16 protein-coding genes are annotated in these 21,310 nt (G+C 36.4%); 4 read left to right on the top strand and 12 right to left on the bottom strand.

The features are described from left to right. Positions 1-14: 14 nt before the first annotated feature. On the top strand, positions 15-1,832 hold the full coding sequence (locus EV201_RS12045) for an LTA synthase family protein (protein ID WP_130307896.1): 1,818 nt from the start codon (positions 15-17) through the stop codon (positions 1,830-1,832). Between the two features lie 214 nt (positions 1,833-2,046). Here EV201_RS12045 and EV201_RS12040 read toward each other — a convergent pair whose 3' ends face one another. From EV201_RS12040 to EV201_RS12000, 10 genes are all read right to left on the bottom strand, one after another. Beyond that, entirely contained in the window at positions 2,047-2,385 is a 339-nt protein-coding gene (locus tag EV201_RS12040) for a hypothetical protein (RefSeq protein WP_165389647.1), read from the bottom strand. A 159-nt stretch (positions 2,386-2,544) separates the two neighbouring features. Further along, positions 2,545-3,096 carry a 2-oxoacid:acceptor oxidoreductase family protein gene (locus EV201_RS12035; protein ID WP_130307894.1) on the bottom strand — a complete coding sequence of 184 codons (552 nt, stop codon included), beginning with the start codon at positions 3,094-3,096 and terminating at the stop codon, positions 2,545-2,547. A 91-nt stretch (positions 3,097-3,187) separates the two neighbouring features. After that, positions 3,188-3,961 (bottom strand): thiamine pyrophosphate-dependent enzyme, encoded by a 774-nt coding sequence (locus tag EV201_RS12030; RefSeq protein ID WP_130307893.1) that lies wholly within the window; start codon positions 3,959-3,961, stop codon positions 3,188-3,190. Between the two features lie 3 nt (positions 3,962-3,964). Then, entirely contained in the window at positions 3,965-5,050 is a 1,086-nt protein-coding gene (locus EV201_RS12025) for a 3-methyl-2-oxobutanoate dehydrogenase subunit VorB (protein WP_130307892.1), read from the bottom strand. A gap of 44 nt (positions 5,051-5,094) precedes the next feature. After that, entirely contained in the window at positions 5,095-5,322 is a 228-nt protein-coding gene (locus tag EV201_RS12020) for a 4Fe-4S dicluster domain-containing protein (RefSeq protein WP_101308731.1), read from the bottom strand. Positions 5,323-5,545: 223 nt separating this feature from the next. After that, entirely contained in the window at positions 5,546-6,862 is a 1,317-nt protein-coding gene (locus EV201_RS12015) for an aminotransferase class I/II-fold pyridoxal phosphate-dependent enzyme (protein WP_130307891.1), read from the bottom strand. Between the two features lie 197 nt (positions 6,863-7,059). Then, a complete protein-coding gene (gene fldA, locus EV201_RS12010) occupies positions 7,060-7,575 on the bottom strand; it encodes a flavodoxin FldA (RefSeq protein ID WP_130307890.1) in 516 nt (171 codons plus the stop codon). Between the two features lie 116 nt (positions 7,576-7,691). After that, on the bottom strand, positions 7,692-8,384 hold the full coding sequence (locus EV201_RS12005) for an Mpv17/PMP22 family protein (RefSeq protein WP_130307889.1): 693 nt from the start codon (positions 8,382-8,384) through the stop codon (positions 7,692-7,694). A 93-nt stretch (positions 8,385-8,477) separates the two neighbouring features. Then, on the bottom strand, positions 8,478-8,627 hold the full coding sequence (locus EV201_RS16390) for a hypothetical protein (protein ID WP_165389646.1): 150 nt from the start codon (positions 8,625-8,627) through the stop codon (positions 8,478-8,480). 99 nt (positions 8,628-8,726) lie between these two features. Continuing rightward, positions 8,727-10,790 carry an acetate--CoA ligase family protein gene (locus tag EV201_RS12000; protein WP_130307888.1) on the bottom strand — a complete coding sequence of 688 codons (2,064 nt, stop codon included), beginning with the start codon at positions 10,788-10,790 and terminating at the stop codon, positions 8,727-8,729. A 476-nt stretch (positions 10,791-11,266) separates the two neighbouring features. On the opposite strand from EV201_RS12000, the gene hydE reads away from it, so the two are divergent. Continuing rightward, complete coding sequence (gene hydE, locus EV201_RS11995) at positions 11,267-12,349, top strand: [FeFe] hydrogenase H-cluster radical SAM maturase HydE (RefSeq protein ID WP_130307887.1); 1,083 nt, start codon at positions 11,267-11,269, stop codon at positions 12,347-12,349. Positions 12,350-12,429: 80 nt separating this feature from the next. Here hydE and EV201_RS11990 read toward each other — a convergent pair whose 3' ends face one another. Beyond that, positions 12,430-14,085 carry a M28 family metallopeptidase gene (locus tag EV201_RS11990; RefSeq protein ID WP_130307886.1) on the bottom strand — a complete coding sequence of 552 codons (1,656 nt, stop codon included), beginning with the start codon at positions 14,083-14,085 and terminating at the stop codon, positions 12,430-12,432. Between the two features lie 306 nt (positions 14,086-14,391). On the opposite strand from EV201_RS11990, the gene EV201_RS11985 reads away from it, so the two are divergent. Both EV201_RS11985 and EV201_RS11980 read left to right on the top strand, forming a co-directional pair. After that, entirely contained in the window at positions 14,392-18,192 is a 3,801-nt protein-coding gene (locus tag EV201_RS11985) for a sensor histidine kinase (protein ID WP_130307885.1), read from the top strand. 96 nt (positions 18,193-18,288) lie between these two features. Next, a complete protein-coding gene (locus EV201_RS11980) occupies positions 18,289-19,725 on the top strand; it encodes a Kelch repeat-containing protein (RefSeq protein WP_130307884.1) in 1,437 nt (478 codons plus the stop codon). A gap of 118 nt (positions 19,726-19,843) precedes the next feature. Here EV201_RS11980 and hydG read toward each other — a convergent pair whose 3' ends face one another. After that, positions 19,844-21,283: a [FeFe] hydrogenase H-cluster radical SAM maturase HydG gene (gene hydG / locus EV201_RS11975; RefSeq protein WP_130307883.1), complete on the bottom strand. Its 1,440-nt coding sequence runs from the start codon at positions 21,281-21,283 to the stop codon at positions 19,844-19,846. Positions 21,284-21,310 lie beyond the last annotated feature (27 nt).

The raw sequence follows: 21,310 nt of genomic DNA, 5'->3' as shown, positions 1-21,310 counted from the left end.
TATAATCAAAAGTTATGAAACAAAGATTATCTTTTTTCCTTGCAGCAGCCCTTGGCTGGATCGCATTCATGATATTTATCCGCTTTGCATTTTCAATCTATCAATACTCTCAAACCAGCTTATTAGGCTTTGGAGAGATTCTCTTGTCATTTATTTACGGCTTGTATCACGACATTTCGATAACAGGCTACATCCTTATGCTTACCGGCTTAATCCTAAGTTTGAGCATTACTTTACCCGGAAAGAAATTAAAACGTTTCTTCCAGATTTTATACGCAACTCTTATTTTAATCAGCTTATCCATTGCTGTGCCTAACTTTGAACTATTCCGTAATTGGGGCTTTCATATTGATGGTACGGTTTTAAGCTATCTAAAAACACCAAAAGAAGCTGCGGCATCAACAGCTACCTCAACTTATATTCTCCTATTGGGTTTGTTCGTAGCCATCTACACCATCACTTATAAGCTGTTTAATCGATTTATTATTCGGAAGCTAGATGCTATTGCACCTACCAAATTAAAATTCTTTCCCCTATTGTTACTGATTACTGCCAGCATGATTATCCCAATCAGAGGTGGCTTGGGAATAGCACCTATGAATGTTGGCTATGTTTACCATTCATCAAACACCTATGCGAATCTTTTGTCCGTAAATCCAATTTGGAACTTCTCTTATTCATTGAAAAAGCTAAAGAAGAATAAAAGAATAAAGCTTCTTTCTGATGAGGAGGCACAAACCAGATATGCTAAGATGATTGAATCTAAAATCATCGATCAAGACAGCGTCCTGAAAAGCAAATCTCCAAATATTATTTTAATCGTTTTGGAAAGTTTCACATCTGCAATCATAGAGGAACTTGGAGGTAAAAAAGGGGTGACACCAAACTTCCACCGCTTATCCGACGAAGGCATCATGTTCACAAACTTCTATGGCATTGGAGACAGAACAAAAATTGGAACAGTTGGTGTTTTCAGTGGTTTCCCTTCTCTTCCAAAGAAACCTGTTATTGAATATCACAAAAAGGTTCAGAATCTACCCAGCCTGTGCAAGACATTTAAACAACAGGGATACACTAGCAAATTCTATTATGGCGGAGACCTCCATTTTGCCAGCATGAATTCCTTTTTATCGAACATTGGTTTCAATAATACCATCACAATGGAGGATTTTCCAAGCGAGTTGAATACGTCGAAATGGGGCGTACACGATGAGTACTTATTCGATAGACTGTATCATGATATCAAACTAGAAAGAGAACCTTTCTTTAAAGCCTGCCTAACCTTAAGCAGCCATGAACCCTTTGCTGTCCCAATGGAAACAGTAATAAAAGGGAAAGATGAAAACAGCTTGTTTATGAATTCAGCTTACTACACAGACAAGTGTTTAGGTGAATTTATTTCGAAATTAAAAAAGCTACCAAGTTGGGACAATACCTTAGTGATTCTGTTGGCTGATCATGGCTCTCGTTACGTTGGAAACTTTGTCCCCAGTGACCCTGAAAAATACAAGATTCCAATGCTTTGGTTGGGGGGTTGCCTAAAACAAAAAGGGCTTAAAGTTCCTAAATATGGCTGTCAGCCCGATCTAGCAAACACGCTATTGTCACAAATGGGGATTGATGATTCTGAATTCAAGATAGGAAAGAATCTTTTAAATAAATCTCAAAAAGGATATGCCTACTTTACCTATAATAACGGGTATGGTTTTGTGGATTCAACTCAGAGTTTAGTTTTTGATCTGAATTCAAACAAATGGAAATCTGAAATTGATAAACACGAGGATGCTAAAACTGTCCTTCAATATTTGGACTATAGCTTCTTTAAGCTTTAGTGTATAAAACCAATAAAATGAATGGCTAGCTCTTAATGTAAGGGCTAGCCATTTTTATATCATTACTACCGCACGTTTAGTTTCGGTTGCATCATGTGGCTTTTATCTTTTTTTTCAAGGAACGTTATAAAATCGTGCACCATCCGGGGTAACAAGCCTTAAATACATAATGGGATAGTAGACAAAAACAACGACTATCCTACTCAAATAAAATTTATCCGGAACTCAATTCAGAAACTCCCATCCACTTATTGGCAGCTTCAATAGTTGTGAAAAGTTCCAGCATATAATTCCCTTGCATACTAAGTTGCTTATAATAATAAGCCATGGCTGTATCAAGTGGCTTATCTAATACAATAGCGTGTTTAACAGACAGATATCTATCCAATAATCTATTATTGACATCAGCAATTTTCTGAAGTTGATTAAGCTGAAATAAAACCTCACAGTCCAACATATCAATGATCATATTCAAATCAGCCAGCAAATAGTCAGCTTTTATTATAGATTCAATAAATACAACCACTTCATCTACCGTAATTGTACCTACCATAGTGCAATTTAACACCTGTCGTCTTTTATCAAAGTCATAATGTATCATAGGCAGTAACTTTATGACAATCAAGTTACAAAACATATTTTATATAAAAAAAGAAGAATCTTATAGTAAGATTCTTCTTTTTAATTGGATAGTATTTGTTGTTGTTTTGTTCTATAGTGCGAGTACAGTTTCAACATTTTCAATTCCTTTTTGAATTGCTTCAATATTTAAAGGAATCAATTTATGATGACGCTCTGGCAATGATTTCTCAAGACCTTTCTGAACATTCTCAATTTTTACGATAGGCTTCACCTTAAGGAAACCACCCATAATAATCATGTTGAAAGTCTTAGGATTACCCATTTCAGTAGCTAAGGCTGCACCTGGAATTCTAAAGATATTGATATCTGTTCTTTCCGGATGACGTGTGATACCGTTTGGATCATATAATAAAGTTCCACCAGGCTTAATATCCGCCTCAAACTTATCCATTGATTGCTGGTTAAGAATAATAGCTGTATCGAATTTCTTCAATACGGGTGAACTAATACGATTGTCGCTTAAGATTACAGTTACGTTAGCTGTACCTCCACGCATTTCAGGACCGTAAGATGGCATCCATGATACTTCCTGATCCTGCATAATACCTGAGTAAGCAAGAATTTTACCCATTGAAAGTACACCCTGACCACCAAATCCTGCAATTATAATTTCTTCAGTCATTTTTTTACAGTTTTAATCGATTATGGGATAGATCATCGATTGTTCTAAATAATCTACCATAAAGTTAATCTCGCTCTATCCCTAATGAAATTTACTCGTCTTTTAATGTACCAAGTGGGTAGTAAGGGAACATGTTTTCTTTCATCCACACGTTAGACTGTACTGGAGACATTTTCCATCCCGAGCTACAAGTACCAACAATTTCGATGAATGAAATACCCTTATTCTCTCTGGTATTTTCAAAACCTTTACGAATTGCTTTCTTCAGTTTGCGAACCGCACCTGGAGTTTCTGCAGACTCACGAGTCACAAAACGAGTTCCTGGTAACATCGCTACCATTTCAGAAATTTTCATTGGGAAACCGGTTGTCTGGCAATCACGTCCGTAAGGAGATGTAGCAGTCACCTGTCCTTCAAGTGTGGTTGGTGCCATCTGTCCTCCGGTCATACCATAAATGGCATTGTTCACGAAGAATACGACGATGCTCTCCCCACGGTTACAAGCGTGCATAATTTCAGCACAACCGATAGAAGCCAAATCACCATCACCCTGATAAGTGAAAACATATTTTTCCGGCATTAAACGAGAAGTTGCTGTAGCCAATGCAGGCGCACGACCGTGAGCAGCTTGTTGCCAATCGATATCTAAATAGTTATATGCCAACACGGAACATCCTACAGGAGAAACACCAATGGTCTTTTCCTGAATACCCATGTCGTCAATAACTTCAGCAATTGCTTTATGAATTACACCATGAGTACAACCCGGGCAATAATGCATTTCGTTATCTAAAAGAACGGAAGTTTTTTTGTAAACAACGTTCTCTTCGCTAATTATATTCTTAAGTTCTGTTGTTGCTGTCATAACTTATTCTCCTAAAAAATTTTGTTCTAATGCTTCAACTACTTCATCAGGAGTAGGAATGATTCCACCGTAACGACCAAAGTGCTCAACTGGCACCTTACCGTTAACAGCCAAACGTACATCTTCTACCATTTGACCAGCACTCATTTCTACTGATAAAATTCCTTTTACTTGACCAAGCATTTCCTGGATCTGCTTAACTGGGTAAGGGAAAAGAGTTATAGGACGTAGCAAACCAACTTTAATTCCTTTTTCACGAGCAATCTCAATCGCTTTTTGACAAATACGAGCACTTGATCCGTAAGCTACGAATAGATAGTCAGCGTCATCACAATTGATTTTTTCGAAGCGAACATCGTTCTCTTCCATTGCGCGATATTTCGCTTGCAACTTGTGATTAAAGACTTCTTGCTTAGCTGAATCAAGATCTAGAGATGTAGAAATATTACGCTCTCTATCTGCAGTTTTACCTGTAGTAGCCCAAGTTCCAGACTTCGCAATAATTTCTTCTTCAGTCCAACGAGGCTTGAATTCTGACAATTCAACCTTCTCCATCATCTGACCAATAACACCATCAGTCAAAATCATTGCTGGATTTAAATATTTAAATGCCAAGTCAAAACTCAACTCAACAAAATCGTTCATTTCCTGAACTGAAGCAGGAGCCAAAACAATTAGCTTGTAGTCACCATGTCCACCACCTTTTACAGCTTGAAAATAGTCAGACTGAGCTGGCTGAATCGTACCAAGACCTGGTCCTCCTCGTACAACATTAACAACTAAGGCAGGCAATTCAGCACCGGCAAGATAAGTAATACCTTCAGCCTTCAAACTGATTCCAGGACTTGAAGATGATGTCATTACTTTTTTACCGCAAGATGCACCACCGTACACCATATTAATTGCAGCGACTTCACTTTCCGCTTGAACAACAACCATTCCGGTTTCCTGCTCAGGTCTGCGAATCATAAGGGTCTCCATAACTTCGGACTGAGGTGTAATTGGGTAACCAAAATACCCATCGCATCCGCAACGAATAGCTGCTTCAGCAATCACTTCATTCCCCTTCATTAATCGAATATCTCCCATTACAAAAATATTTTTAAGATTTTCAGATTTTGATTAAATAGTAATTAGCTTGCTTTTACTCTGTAAACAGTAATTACTGTGTCCGGACAAACTAAACCACAACTTGAACAACCAATACATGCATCAGCATTGGCCATGTGGGCATAATGGTAACCTTTGCCATTAACGTCGCGTGCAAGTTCGATAACCTTTGTAGGGCAGGCTACAACACATAAGCCACAACCTTTACATTTTTCGGTATCAACAACAATAGCACCTTTGAATTTTGCCATAGCGTTTATATATTAAGAATTTAATGTTAATTTGCTCGATAAAGGTAACAAATCAAAAGCGACTTCCATCATTTTCCTTTCAATTCATCGCCAATATCAAAAATTTACAATCAGTCTAAATAAATTATGCCCCATATATAACAAATTCGTTACTTGAGAGGCATATTTTATACGAATCTGTTTCTGATCACCTCTTACTTATACGAAATGTATAAGCATTCAGTTATGCAAGAACTTGATGATGCTTATGAAACTCTTTCAATCTGAACTCCAAATCAGCAAATTGATCGCGTGAGATCTGAGAAACACAAGCACGAAGGCCTTCTTTTAGACTCCCTGTTTCATTCAAGCAGATTGCAGAAATACCATAGTACAGCAATTTCTTATTCAAATCGGAACCGGTTAGTCCGGGATATGCAATTGTAAAATAAAATCCATCAGCCAAAGGCACATCAAGATCGGTTCCGTAAACCAATTCAAAACCATTATCCATAAATAGTTTCTTCATAATCTTAGCACGCTCACCATACTCTCTTACATCTTCAACAAAATTAAATTTACCTTCGTTAGCCGCTTTTAGCATACCATGTAAACCATATTGTGCTGAATGAGATACACCTGAAGATAATGTGTAAATAATTCTGAATACAACAGCATCGCCAAATTTATCTAAACCAAAGCGATTCTTCATTCCTTCATATCTTCTATTGTAAAGATTATCAGAAATACAAAGCAAACCAATTCTTTGACCAGCATATGAGAATGCCTTAGAACTAGAAATCATCAAGATATAGTTGTCTGTATATCGAGCAACAGTAGGCTGGTAAGGACCCACACCTGGCTGACTTAAATCTGTTCTGAAATCCATAGCGAAATAGGCAAGATCTTCCAATACAATCGCATCGTATTTTGTAGCCATTTCACCAATTGTCTTCAACTCGTCCTCGTTCATACAAGTCCAAGCCGGATTGTTAGGATTTGAATAAAGGATACCCGCAATATTTCCTTTCGACATAATAGATTCAAGCTTATCTTGTAGCTTATCACCACGATACTCGTAAATATCGAAAGTTTCATATTTCATTCCCAAAACATCCATCTGTGTTTTCTGCACCGGGAAACCTGGATCAACAAATAAGATCGTATCCTTACCTTTGGTAGCCGAACAAACAGCCATAAAAGCAGCATATCCACCTTGCATAGAACCAACAGTTGGAATTACACCTTCTGCGCCTAATTCTACATCCATGAAATTTTTGATGAACTTAGAACCTTCTTCTTTCAAAGGCTTAACACCTTCAAGCATTGGGTAAGCTGAAGCAACACCACGATCCAATGCTTCTTTTTCTGCTTCAATACCAAATTTAGAGGCTGCCAAACCCGGAACCCCCATTTCCATACGAATGAATTTCTCTCCACTCTCTTCTTCAATCATATTGACCACACGTACAACATCACGAATAGTGGCATCTTCCATCTTATCTATCTCACACAGAGCTAATTTAGCATCAACGATTTGAGAACTTATGGGGGTTTTCATATTTTATATTTAAAGGGTTATTGTTTAAATTTTAATTACTGCAATTTTACAAATTTTCCTTACAAATTAAAACGAATTAAGCTTATATAATTACAATCTAAAGAGAGTAATCGTTTTAAAAATACTAAACTGATAGTTTCGGCAAAAAAAAAGCTTTCTTCAAGGGAAGAAAGCTTCAATTTATATATGAATATTTTTTAAATCATCTCCGGCTCAATGATTTTCAACCAATTATCGATTCTTTCTTCAGTTAATTCTTCTTCAAAGTCTTCATCAATAGGAAGTCCTACAAATTTCCCATCGATAAAAGCACGAGATTCATTAAACTCATAACCTTCACCACTCACTTCACCAATAAGGGTCGCTCCGGTTTCTTTAACAAGCTCAAATAATTCTCCCATAGCATCAACAAAGAAATCAGCGTAAGCAACATGATCCCCAAGTCCGAAAATGGCAACCTTCTTACCTTTTAAACTAATCCCCTTCATTTTGGGCAAAAATTGATCCCAATCGTTTCCTGTATTATCCGAAGACCACGTGTGTTTTCCAAGTGTCGAAATTCCCAGAATAATATTCTCGTACGCATCGAAAGCATCTGCATCAACATCTTTAACTTTTACCAGATCAACATTTTTAAGTTTGCCAGCAATAAGCTTGGCTACTTTTTCTACATTACCTTCTTCAGGGCCGTAAAACAAACCAATTTTAGTCATATTTTCAGTATAAAAGAGATGAGACATCAAACCAAACACAGTGAACCCACTTGTGCTTATTGTAAAAAAATAGAGGATTAAAAATTTATAATTTTCAATCCTCTACAAAGTTATAATTATTTAGCACTTTTCAAACTTGCAATGGCGAGTAATACCCCCAAGACAATTCCCAGAACGGCTGCAAACAAAACCTGATAATCTGGTGGCAATAAAAAGGTAAATGTATGTGCCGGAATCCAGAAAAATGGAATTGTTTTTTTGAAAACAAAATTCCACTGCACACCCCAATCCAGCTTCTGAAAAATATTAGAAAACTGAATCGGTTTCAGAAAACCTCTTAACGTTCCGCCATTATCAATAATATGGGTATCCGTAATTTTATGCAAAGTCATCATTACGGGTGCATATATAAGGTTCATACAAGCTGATATTGCAAAAGCAACCAATAGCTTATCGGTGCTAAAAGCGCCTTTCATAATTTCAGTTGCACCATCAAGACCAAGATAAGCAATGAAGATCGGTGTTCCGGTAGCAAAAATGACAAAAGCCAGCTTGATGCTTAATCCCAGGAATCCCCATACAATGGCTCTGGGAAGAATACCAAAACCCTTTTGGTAATAAACACCGGATTTCAATCTTAAACCGATTATCTCACCCAAAGTCGCCAGAACTGCGAATTTAATGAAACTGGTAACCATACCGTGAGCTTTATTATAGCCTACATAAAAGTTAAACACTTCGTCTGACACAAAAAATGGCAGAAAGAAAATGACAACACAAAGTATGAATATTAAATCTTGTTTTTTCATTTTATAATATCATGCAAATGGTAAATAATATCGAGATCGCAAGATCAAGATTTAAAACAAATACCCGAGACGATGTCTCGGGTATCATCCAGCTTATTCGGCCGGTTGTTCGGTCTGAATATCGAAGCCTTTTTTTATTCCTTTAAAAACATTGCTCCAATTTAAAGCAATAGCGATTAAAAGAATTAGGATAAAACTGATCATCAGTTTTTCATTCAGGCTTAGATCTTTAAACTTTCTCATAATATAATGAGTGATTTAGTAAGTGAGTAAATTGTCAATTTGAAGAATGTAAAGGTATCGTCAAATTCACGAACCTACAAACAAGCTAAGCCACAGTTTTTACATCTCTTTTTCAATTCGAATACGAGCATCAACAGCAACAACAGCATCTTTCGATCCTAAAAGTGGATTTAAATCCATTTCAAAAATCTCAGGAGCCACTGTCATCAGAGCAGCAACACGAGAAACTGCATCTGCAAACTTATCTTCGTTTACAGGCTCTTGTCCACGCATCCCTTTAATAATACCATAAGACTGCAAACCGCGAATCATTTCGTGCGCTTCATCTTTTGAAATTGGAGCTAAAGCTGCTTTCACATCTTTGAATACTTCGATAAAAATTCCACCTAGTCCACAAAGAACCATATGACCGAATTTATCTTCACGTTTTGCACCAATAAAAACTTCTGTTCCGCTATGCTGAGAACACATCATTACGGCATAAGTATCCTGAATTTTAATCAAACGCTCGAATTCTGCAACCACTGTTTCCTCATTCATCACATTTAAAACAACCCCACCAACATCTGACTTGTGAACCGGACCAACAACTTTCATTACCATTGGGTAACCAATTTCCTTAGCCATTTCCTTAGCAGCTTCAACCGTATCAATCACACCTTCTTTCGAACGGTCGATACCAGCAGCATCCAATAAAGCGTGAATTTTCTCAGGAGCTAAATAACCATTATCAGCCTCATCAATAATCGCACGGATTGCTTTTTTATCAACCTCAGGCATCACAATATTTTCAGCCTCTGGCTTTGGAGTATTGTAAACCTTAGCCAATGCGTCACCAAATACAACTTCATCAGGGAAATTGATTCGACCTTTAGCTAAGAAATGTTCAATTTCATCTTTCACATTAATAACCGATGGCAGAATTGGATAAATTGGCTTCTTGCACTGCTTCATCTTCTCATCCAACAAGTCGTAAACATCATATACAGGGAATAAACCCGGGCTACCAAATACAACAGCCATCGCATCGATATTGTCAAAATCATTTTCACAAGCATCGATAATATCACCCAACTGCTGAGCTGTACCTGTTGCTAAGAAATCGATTGGATTTGCCACTGAAGAGCCTGCATAAAGTTTCTCAAGCAAAGCATCAGCTTTAGGTCCTTCGATATGCGGTACATCCAAACCATTGTTTGAAAGCGCATCTGTCAACATCACTGCCGGCCCACCTGCATGGGTAATAACCGCAATATTTTTACCTTTCAATTCAGGATGCATAAAGATGGAAGCGACAGTTGCCAACTCTTCTCTACCTGAACAACGAACAATACCCGCTTTTTTGAAAAGTGCATTTACAGCAACATCAGGACTAGCTAGTGCACCTGTGTGAGATGAAGCAGCACGAGAACCCGCTTCAGAACTACCCGATTTAATTGCAGCAATCTTACAACCTTTACGAATCAAAGATGAAGCGTGCTTCAATAACATCTCTGGCTTGTCGATATTCTCGATATATAATAATTTAACCGAGCTGGAAGTTTCAGGATCGTAGCTCTCATCCATATATTTCAAGATCTCTTCAACACCCATCTGAGCAGAGTTCCCTACTGAATAAACACTAGAGAAAGAAAGCCCTTTAGGTACACCGGACTCCATAATGAATACCGCTGTTGCTCCTGATCCAGAAATAAAATCGCATCCCTTAGGATCTAATGATGGAATTGGAGTTGTGAAAACACCATTATAGTTTGAATTTAAAACACCAACACAGTTTGGTCCGATTAAAGCACCCCCAACTGAATTCACCGTTTCAACAATTTGTCTCTCAAGTTCAGCTCCTTCTTCATTCTCTTCGCTAAATCCAGCAGATAGAATAATAAAAGCCCTTGTGTTTTTCTCTTTTGCCAACAACTCAATTGTCTGTGGACAAAACTTAGCTGCAATTGCAAGAATTGCACAATCCACTTCAGGTAAATCTTGTGGATTCTTATATGACTTAATTCCTTGAACCTCGTCTAACTTTGGGTTAGCAACATATAGGTTTCCTTGAAAATTTCCATCAATAAGATTCTTTAAAACCTTACCACCTGGCTTTTGTACATCGTCGGAACCTCCAACAACGACAATACTTTTAGGATTTAATAACTGTTCGTTAATCATTGTATATGTTTTAGTATTTTATTTCAAATTAAATTCTGATCTGCAAAATAAAGCGTGTATACCTACTCAATTGTATAAACACCTTAAAACCGATTTCGGGTGTAGTATCTTGTAAATTTAATTCCCCAGAACCAACTTATGATTCATCAAAATTTTGGACAAATATAGTAAGAATCAATACTCTAAAAAGAAGAATCACTAGTAATCTGTAAGCAAATCCCCATTTATCAAGAAAAAAACAACAATTTAGAACTGATCTAAAACAAACGTTTGCAATGAAGCCCCCTATTTTCTGACTTCAGCATAAACTGCCAATACAATCAGGTCTTTAATATTTAAACTAAAATTCTTCCAATAAACACATTAAAGAGTTTCGAGTATGAAACTCCAAATACTGCCATTCGAAAGAAAATCTTAAATTTTTATCACTATTTTTGCAGAACAAACTCAAGCTCATAAAATCTAAGTCCACTGATATGAATATTAGTTTCAACGCACTATTACAAAAAGAGAACTTTAGCAAAGACGACATTATTCGACTCTTGAAGGCTAGTGGTGAACAAGAGAAAGCTTTATTTAAACGTTCACACGAAGTAAAACTTGAATATATCGGCAATAAAGTCTATTTCCGAGGACTAGTTGAATTCTCTAATATTTGTAAAAAAGACTGTTTATACTGTGGCATTCGGGCCACTAACAAAGAGGTCAATCGCTACGATATTGCTGATGAGCAGATTCTGAAGGCTGCCAAATTTGCCCACGAACACAAATACGGCTCAATGGTTTTGCAAGCTGGCGAACGTTCCGATCCTGCCTTTGTTGACCGCATCAGTCAACTTTTAAGAGATATCAAAAAAATCAGTAATAATGAGCTGGGGATCACCATTTCAATTGGTGAGCAAAATCCTGAAACCTACCAAAAATGGTTTGATGCCGGAGCCCATCGTTATCTGCTACGCATTGAGTCGAGTAATGCTGAACTCTACAATAAAATCCACCCCAATAACGAAGAACACTCGCATGCAACCCGACTTAAATGCTTGAAATCGCTTCAGGATATTGGCTATCAAACGGGAACGGGCGTGATGATTGGTCTTCCTTTTCAAACCTACGAAGATTTGGCCAACGATCTGCTTTTCATGAAAAAGTTTGATATCGATATGGTGGGTATGGGCCCTTTTATCGAACATGACCAGACCCCATTGTACCAGTACAAGGATCAGTTGATGAGTCTGAATGAAAGATTTAGGTTAACGCTTAGAATGATTGCGGTTCTTCGAATCATGATGAAGGATATTAATATTGCTGCAGCCACTGCCCTGCAAGCTATTGATCCTTTGGGAAGAGAAAAAGCTTTGAAAATTGGAGCAAATATTATCATGCCAAATATTACACCGACACAAGAAAGAGCCAACTACCTTTTATATCAAAACAAACCCTGTATTGATGAAGGTGCGGATGATTGCACCAACTGTATGGAAGCTCGTATCAATATGGCTGATGGTGAAATTGGCTATGGTCAATGGGGTGATTCCTTACATTATAAATCAAGACACTAATTGATACAAAATAAAAAAGTGATCTCAACAAAATTGAGATCACTTTTTTTTTTATTGGTTGTATAGACTAAAACCTAAGTCTAGTTTTTCTTATTTACAAATTGCTTTTCACGAATGGCTTTGAATTCAGAACCATCTTTCCATTGAGGAAATGAATCTTCATTAGCCAGTTTCCATCCAATACGAAACATCAGTTTAGCATCTTCGGCTACACCCGATAAATCCCACCAATCCTGATATTCATCAAAAGGCTTGTGGTAATTATTTGCCAACCAATCCTTCTCTTTTTCAGACATAAAAACCTTGCCTTTCTCAACATGGTCGTTATTCCCACGAGCAAACAAAGCCGGCACTCCCGCTTTAGCAAAACTAAAATGATCAGCCCGATAATACATTCCTGTATGAGGATTAGGATCTGGCAAGATATAACGCCCTTGTTGTTTGGCAGCCTCTTCGGCATAATCATCCAATTCGGACTGACCATAGCCTGTCACCATCAAATCTTTCATGCGACCATAAGGCAACATCAAATCATTATTAATATTTGCTACAGTTTTATGAAGTGGGAATAAAGGATGATTCACATAATAAGCAGATCCATTCAACCCCGATTCTTCTGCTGATGGAGCTAAAAATACCACAGAACGCCGAGGTGTAGGCATGGCTTTAAAGGCCTTAGCAATCTCAAACATCCAAGCCAATGATGTACCATTGTCAACTGCGCCGTTATAAATACTATCTCCATTCATTTTTCGACCTATGCCAAGATGATCCCAGTGCGCAGAATACACAATACATTCATCTGATAAGTCACTCCCTTTTATAATTCCAATAACGTTATGCGTCACATCTTCACGAAATGAATTTCGAATTGTTATGCTCATTTTTGTATCCAAAGCAAACCCATGAAAACCTTTTTTCTTAGCATTCAAAATGGACTCATCCAAATTCAGCTGATTCTCCGCAAATAATTTGGAAGCAACCTCATGAGTCAACCAACCTTCTATCGCTGCTCTGTCCTGATAAGCGTTTTCAGATTGCTGATACAATTTAGGAACCAATGCCGAATTTAAAACCACTGACCAGGGGTAACCCGCTCCCTTATTGTCATGAATAATTAATAAAGCTGCTGCACCTTGCCGGGCCGCTTCTTCAAACTTATAACTCCAACGACCATAATAGGTCATTTCGTTACCTTTAAACAATTCATCATTGCCTGAATCCAACCCTGGATCGTTCACTAAGACCAAAACGGTTTTTCCTTTCACATCAAGATTCTCATAATCATTCCATCCATATTCAGGAGCAACAATACCATAACCCGCAAAAACAATCTCAGAATCTTTTACTTCGATTTGATCTTTTAAACGACGCGAAAAAACAACAAAATCGTCCTTATATCGAATGCTTTGCTCTTTGCCTTTTGTCTCAAACTGCATTGGTGTATCTACCCCAACTGTTACTTCAACCAAAGGAACTTCCTGCAAATAATTATTATCAGTCTTTAATCCCAAATCAGAATAAACTTCTGATATGTATTTAATCGTTTTACTTTCCCCTGGAGAAAAAGGTTTGCGTCCCTGAAATTCATCTGAAGCCAGAACCTGAACGTACTCTTTCATTCGCGCCTCAGATATTACAGATTCAGCCTTTTCTATTGGTTTCTGGATTTGACATGAAAACAAAGACAAGGTCAAACCAACAAATCCAATCTTTGTAATTAATTTAGTAGTCATTGTAAATAAGGTTAAGATTTTTATCTGATCAACATATTTTTAGGTTAAAACCAGATAATTAGTATAATATCGATTAAATACTTAAGTTAAATACACAAATCAAAAACTTCAATTATTTCGATTTGTCCATAACAAAAGTACTATTTTTAAATGCCTAAAAAAATTTGTACCTTTTACTGCTTTTTATTCAGTTTTATATTAAATATACTAAAAGGCAAATTTTACTGTTAACATTAAAGAATATCAAAAGCAACCTTAAGCTACAATTGGCCAAATTATTTAAGCCACAAGATAAGCATTGATAATATGTACAACCTGTTCAATAAAATATTAATAAGCCTTTTTCTGTTAACACTCTCCATGGTAAACTATGCTCAGCAGTATAGTTTCACAAATTATTCTTTAGAACAAGGTTTACCACAATCAGAAGTGTCATCAATTATTCAAGACAAAACAGGCAATTTGTGGCTGGGTACAAACGGAGGCGGTTTATCCCGATTCAATGGGCAGGAATTCTTTTCCTATAATAAAAATCATGGTTTAGAGGACAATAACATTCGCTCCTTGTTCAAAGATAGTAAAGATAACATTTGGATTGGAACCAGCACTGGCATCAGTCTTTTTAACGGAATTGAATTCATCAATTATAACGAAACCGATAGTCTTCCTGTAGCCAGATACTTCCAAATTCAAGAAAGTAATGATGGAAAAATATGGGCACTGGGAATTAAAGATAATCAACGCGTACTGGTCTATATTCAAGATGGGCATATTTATAATGCCAATAAATTATATCCAGAACTCAGTACTAAAAATCGAGCTCTCTCCATCTTAAACGATCCGAAAGGAAAACTCCTGATTACAACGCAGAACGCACTGTATGAGTACGAAGACAACAAACTGTCCATATCTAAACTTAATGATGAAAGTCTGTTCAAAGACCAAATTATTGTCCCCGCGTTTTTTGATTCTAACCATGAATGCTGGTACAGAGCTTTCAAACCCAATTTTGGCTTTTCAATCTTTAAAACTAAAAACAATAAAATATCCAAAATTGATATTCCCGAATCAATCAACCCACTAGATATTACAAATATAAATCTTGACTCTAAAGGAAGACTTTGGATTTGTATTAAGGAAGTCGGTTTGGCCATTGTTTCTGATGGGAATGTTAAAATTATTGATCAAAGCAAAGGTTTGATATCGCCTTACATTCAGGAAGTGCTAGAAGATAACGAGGGGAATATTTGGCTAACAACCAGTGGGAACGGATTAATTAAATATGGCTCAAACAAATTTTTATCCCTAGATTTCACAAACATTATTGGTGGAAATATTGTTTTGGCAACCCTTCAAGATTCAAATGGTTATTATTGGTTTAGTATTTCGGGGAAAGGAATTGTTCGTTACAAAAATGGAGAATCTCAAATTCTAACCACAGAGATGCATCCATCCTTGAGCAGGGTTATCGATCTTCTGGAACTGGACAATGGTAAAATACTTATTGCCTCTGAAAATGGATTATTGGAATATCAGAATGGAAAAATCAAATCAGCAGCAAAAACATATGGATTTCATCCCAACACAATTATCACAGATATCTGTACTGCCGAAAATGGGATCTGGTTTGCTGTTTTAAATAATGGCCTTGTCTTTATTGATAAGGATAACAAAAGGCGCGAAATTAATTCAAAAAATCATGATTTAACCAGCGAGAATATTTCGAACATTTTTATTGACTCCAAGAATCGCCTATGGCTTTCCCATATGCATGGTGTCTCGGTACTCGATGGCGACCAAATCATTAATTACGACTCTAAAAATGGATTAAGCCACGATTGGGTGCTGCAAACTTGTGAGGACAAACTAGGCCGGATATGGGCTGCTACTTTCAGTGGAGGCCTTAGCTTTTGGGACGATCAGCGTTGGACAAAAGTAAGCGTTGAAGATGGCTTAAGTTCTGAAATTACATATTCTATTCTTACAGATAAAGAAGGAAATATCTGGGCTGGAACACAAAATGGTGTTGATCGAATTTCTATCGACTTATCGGGGAAAATTGACAAAATTCGCAACTACGACAAATACGATGGTTTTATTGGGATCGAGAATAACGGTGCCAGCAATTATATTGATAAAAATCAAAACCTCTGGTTTGGAACTGTAAATGGAGCGATGGTATACAATCCAAGTAACGATAACATCAACATAACTCCACCCATTATTCAACTGACCAGCATCAATTTATTTTTCAAAAAGATAAATTGGAATGATAAAAAATATAAGGATAAATATAGCTCTATTAGCCCTTGGTTTCCTATTCCTCAGAAACTGGAATTAACCCATGATATGCATCACCTTACATTTAATTTTGAGGCATTATCTTACAAGTCCCCCGAAAAGGTAAAATACAAATGGATTCTTGAAGGTCTGGATAAAGAATGGTCACCAATCACAAGCAAATCAGAAGCTATTTATTCAAGAATTCCTCCCGGAACCTACACCCTAAAAATTAAAGCTTCGAATAGTGACGGCATATGGACTTCCACTCCATATGAATACACATTCACGATACAACCACCATGGTGGTTAACCTGGTGGTTTTTGTCCCTTCTCGTTATTTTTCTGGCTATAGTGGTGTTTTTAACCATTAAAATTAGATTAATCAACATTCGCAACAAGCAAAAAGTGCTTGAAATAATGGTCTTTGATAAGACAAAGGAGATCAGACTACAAAAAACTGAAATTGAAAAGAAAAATGAAGCTCTTGAGGAGCAAAAAGAAGAAATTCTTCAACAATCCCAATTTCTTCAGAAGTCGTATATGAACCTCATACATCTAAGTGATATCGGAAAAATAATTACGGCTAACCTCTCGTTTGAACGGATTATTGATTCGGCTTATCAATCTGTAAAAGAACTGATGGATGCGTCAATTTTTGGGATTGGTGTTTACGATAAATCGAAAAAAGATCTTTATTTCCCTCGATTCAAGGAAGATGGTAATGATATCAATAATATTAGATTTGATTTAGATGACCCCAATAGGCTAGCAGTGTACTGCTACAAAAATGAAGCTGAAGTCTTCATCAATGATCTTGACAAGGAAGCCTCGAAATACATAGAAAAAGTCATTTCAATCAATAACACTCACTTACCCAAGTCAGTCATCTACCTCCCTCTCAAAGTAAGAGGTAAAGTCATTGGCGTTATTACCGTACAAAGCTATTTAAAAAATGCATTTAAAGACTACCACTTGAGTCTTCTACAAAATATTGCCGTGTACGCTAGCATTGCAATCGAAAATGCTCAGGTCTTCCAAAAGATTGAACTACAAGCAAAGTGGTTACAAAAAGCAAACAACAACATCAACCTGCAGAAAGAGGAAATTCTCAGAAAAAATTCGGAACTCACAGAATTGAATCATGAAAAGAATCACCTAATAGGAATTATTGCACATGATTTAAAAAACCCATTAACATCAACTCTAACAATTGCTGAATATTTAAAATCACAAATTAAAAACAGCAACCAGCCTGAAGATGTTGAAAACATTGATTTCATGCTGAATGCCTTGACCCGCATGAATAAAATGATTACACGTATTCTTGATGTTAAAATGATTGAATCAAAAAGTATTAACCTTCAACTTGAGAAAATTAACCTATCAAGATTACTCAATATCGTCAATCAGAATTTTAAAGAAAAACTCGAACAAAAGCATATCAAATTAAACTTCGAATCAACCGAAACTTACGTAGAAGTTGATCCCGAATACATGACACAAGTTTATGAGAACCTAATTTCAAATGCGATAAAATTCTCACCATCAAATAAAGAAATTTGGGTTAAAGTTTGGGAAGATGGTAATAAAGTAAAGACGATGATTAAAGATGAAGGGCCAGGTATTTCCTTAGAAGATCAGAAAAGAATGTTTGGGAAATTTCAGGTACTTAGTGCAAAACCAACTGCTGGAGAACGATCAACCGGACTTGGTTTGTCAATCGTAAAAAAATATATTGAGGCCATGGATGGTAAAGTTTGGTGTGAGAGCGAAATTGGACGAGGAAGTAACTTTATTATTGAGATGGACAAAGCCATAAGTTAGATAAATTCTATTTATAGTAGTTATTTTATGTCAAAAATACATAATTTTAAACCATTAAATAAAACTCATTATGATATAAACTAACAATTGTTATTTATGAAAATAAAAAAAATACTTTCCCTATCTATTTTAGCTATTGGACTTATATTCTGTTCCTGTAAAAAAGATAAAGAAATAGAAAATTTTCACGGAACGTTTTCCTTTTCATTCAAACCTCAATCCAAAACAAAATCAGATAGTGAATATTCGTTGGAGAATGTATCTAAAGCACTCATCACAATCCAACACAATGGGAAGGTATTGGAGGACTTCGACAATAAAGAAATAAATATCAACAGCTGGGGAGGAGGCACATATACTACAGAGTCGATAACATTAGAAGTCGACTCAGATTATCAACTAACAAAATTCGAATTAAAAAATTCCGATAATAAAATAATCTTTGCAGCTCCCTACCAAAATTCAGAATTGGCAGAACTTATTGAAAACCCATTACCATTAAATTTTGATATAGAAAAAGATAAAAGATCAAAAATTAATATTGAGGTTTTAAGTACTGAAGAAAAAGACCCTTCGGATTTTGGGTATATATCATTTAACGTGATAGATAGAACATCTGAAAGTGGTACTCTAATTGGAAACTGGATTAAACATTCTTCTTTTGAAGGACGTCCTCGTGGTGGAGCTATAAGCTTTGTTATTGGAGATAATGTGTACGTAGGTACAGGTTATGATGGTAGATATGCTTTAAACACATTCTATAAATATAGTTTACAAGAAGGATGGGGACAAATTGCAGACTTCCCTGGTATTGCAAGAAGAGAAGCAGTTGCTTTTACTGCTAATGGTAAAGGTTATGTAGGAACTGGTGTCGATGAAGATGACAACAGACTTGCTGATTTTTGGGAATATACTCCAGAAACAAACACTTGGGCTAAAGTAGCAAACGATTTTACTGGTGGTGCAAGACAAAGCGCTGTTGCTTTCTCTATTAATAATATTGGTTATATTGGAACTGGTTATGGTTTCCAAAAAGAAGAAGACAGAAACATCCTTAAAGACTTCTATAAATTTGAAAATGGTAACTGGACTAAGATTGCTTTTGATGGTGAAAAATCAAAAAATGCAACGACTTTTGTTATCAATAATAAAGCTTACCTTGTTTCTGGTGACAATAGTATTGAAGATGTTTGGGAATATGATCCTGCAAAAGTTTCTGAAACCTCAAATGGCTGGACAAAAATGAAGGATATACAGCGTTCTGAAGGTGTAGCATTTGTAATTAACGACAAAGGCTATTTAGTAACAGGCAAAGTGGGCGGATATTCAAGAGAAGTGTGGGAATACGATCCAAGCAAAGATGAATGGGTAGAAAGAACATCTCTAGAAGATGAAATTCCATTAAGAGAAGATGCTGTTGCTTTCACTTTAAACAATAGAGGTTTCTTTACTACTGGCTATGCTCCAGGAATCTATTTAGATGACACTTGGGAGTTCAACCCTACAATGAAAGAAACAAATGATGATAACTAAAAAACACAACGACTTTATTTAGTATTAAATAAAGTTTTTTCCTTCATTTTGGATTGATCACATATAATAAAAGCCCGATATTTCGGGCTTTTGTTTAAATATTATATGAGGCTAAAATCTAAAAATACAGATCTCTCTCTCCTTCTTTCACTTTCTCCAAACGATCTAATAAAGGAGCCACTTTAAGACTATCCTTCTGATTCAGTTCTTCGACCTTTAAATCAATCAACTTATAGCCTTTATTCTTTTGTTCAGGCGTTGCATAATCCTCAAGGTATTCCGCTAGAGTTAATATAGCATTCTGAGTACAGAATCGCTTAATAAAACCAGGAACTGAAAATTCCATAAAATGCTCTCCTGTTCTCCCCTTACGATAACAAGCCGTACAAAACGATGGTAAATATTGCTTATCCAACAATTCATCTATCACCTCTCCCAGACTTCTCGTATCGCCTATTTCGAATTGCTCATGATCCAACTGTTGCTCTTCACGACTCTCCTCAGAATATCCTCCTAATTGAATGTTTGTTCCAGCATCAATCTGAGAAACTCCCAACTTAATCACTTCTTCACGTAGTTCTTTGGTTTCACGAGCAGTTAAAATTAAACCTGTATAAGGCACGGCTAAACGCAGAATAGCAACTAAACGAATAAAATCATCATCGTTAACCTCAAACCTAGGGTCAATAGTCGAATCAGATGCAGCCTTTATTCTCGGAAATGAAATCGTATGAGGACCGACATTATAACATGCCTCAAAATGGTTAACATGACGAAGAAGTCCCAAAACCTCATATTTCCAGTCGTACAAACCAAATAAGGCCCCAATACCAACATCATCAATTAAGGCTTCTTGTGCACGATCTAAACCTGTTAAACGCCAATCAAAGTTACTCTTCTGACCACTCAAGTGGTATTTCGCATAGGCCTCACGATGATAGGTTTCTTGAAAGATCTGATAGGTGCCAATGCCGGCTTCTTTAACTTTTTTATACCCCTCAATATCCAAAGGAGCAGCATTGATATTGACACGTCGAATCTCTCCTGATCCTGATTTGACTGAATAAACTGTACGTACAGAATCCGCGATAAAGTCAGCATCATACATAGGATGCTCACCATATACCAAAATCAAACGCTTTTGACCGTTATCTTCCAATGACTTCACCTCAGATCTGAGTTGAATATCATTTAAAGTTGTGCGTTTTTGCTTTTTATTTGAAGCTCGGAATCCACAATACGTACAATTATTAACACACTTGTTTCCTACATATAATGGTGCAAAAATGACTATACGATCGCCATATACATTTTCCTTTAAAGTTCGTGCTCCCGCCTTTATTTCCTCAATTAACTCAGGATCTTCCGTTTTTAACAAAAGTGCAGTTTCCTGCAAACTTAAACGGTTTTTAGCTAATGATTTTTGAATTACTGCTCTTACATTTTCTTTTGTAGGTTCTGCAGAATCTAATATCTCCCAAATCTCAGACTCGTCAATAAAAGGTTTCATCCTTTCATCTTTGATTCTATACTCTTGAGGTTTATAAATCATTTTCATATTATAATCTTTTTAAACCAGCAAACT

This window comes from Ancylomarina subtilis (assembly GCF_004217115.1).
GTDB classification, from domain to species: Bacteria; Bacteroidota; Bacteroidia; order Bacteroidales; family Marinifilaceae; genus Ancylomarina; species Ancylomarina subtilis.
This window is presented reverse-complemented; position numbering and strand designations above follow the sequence as displayed.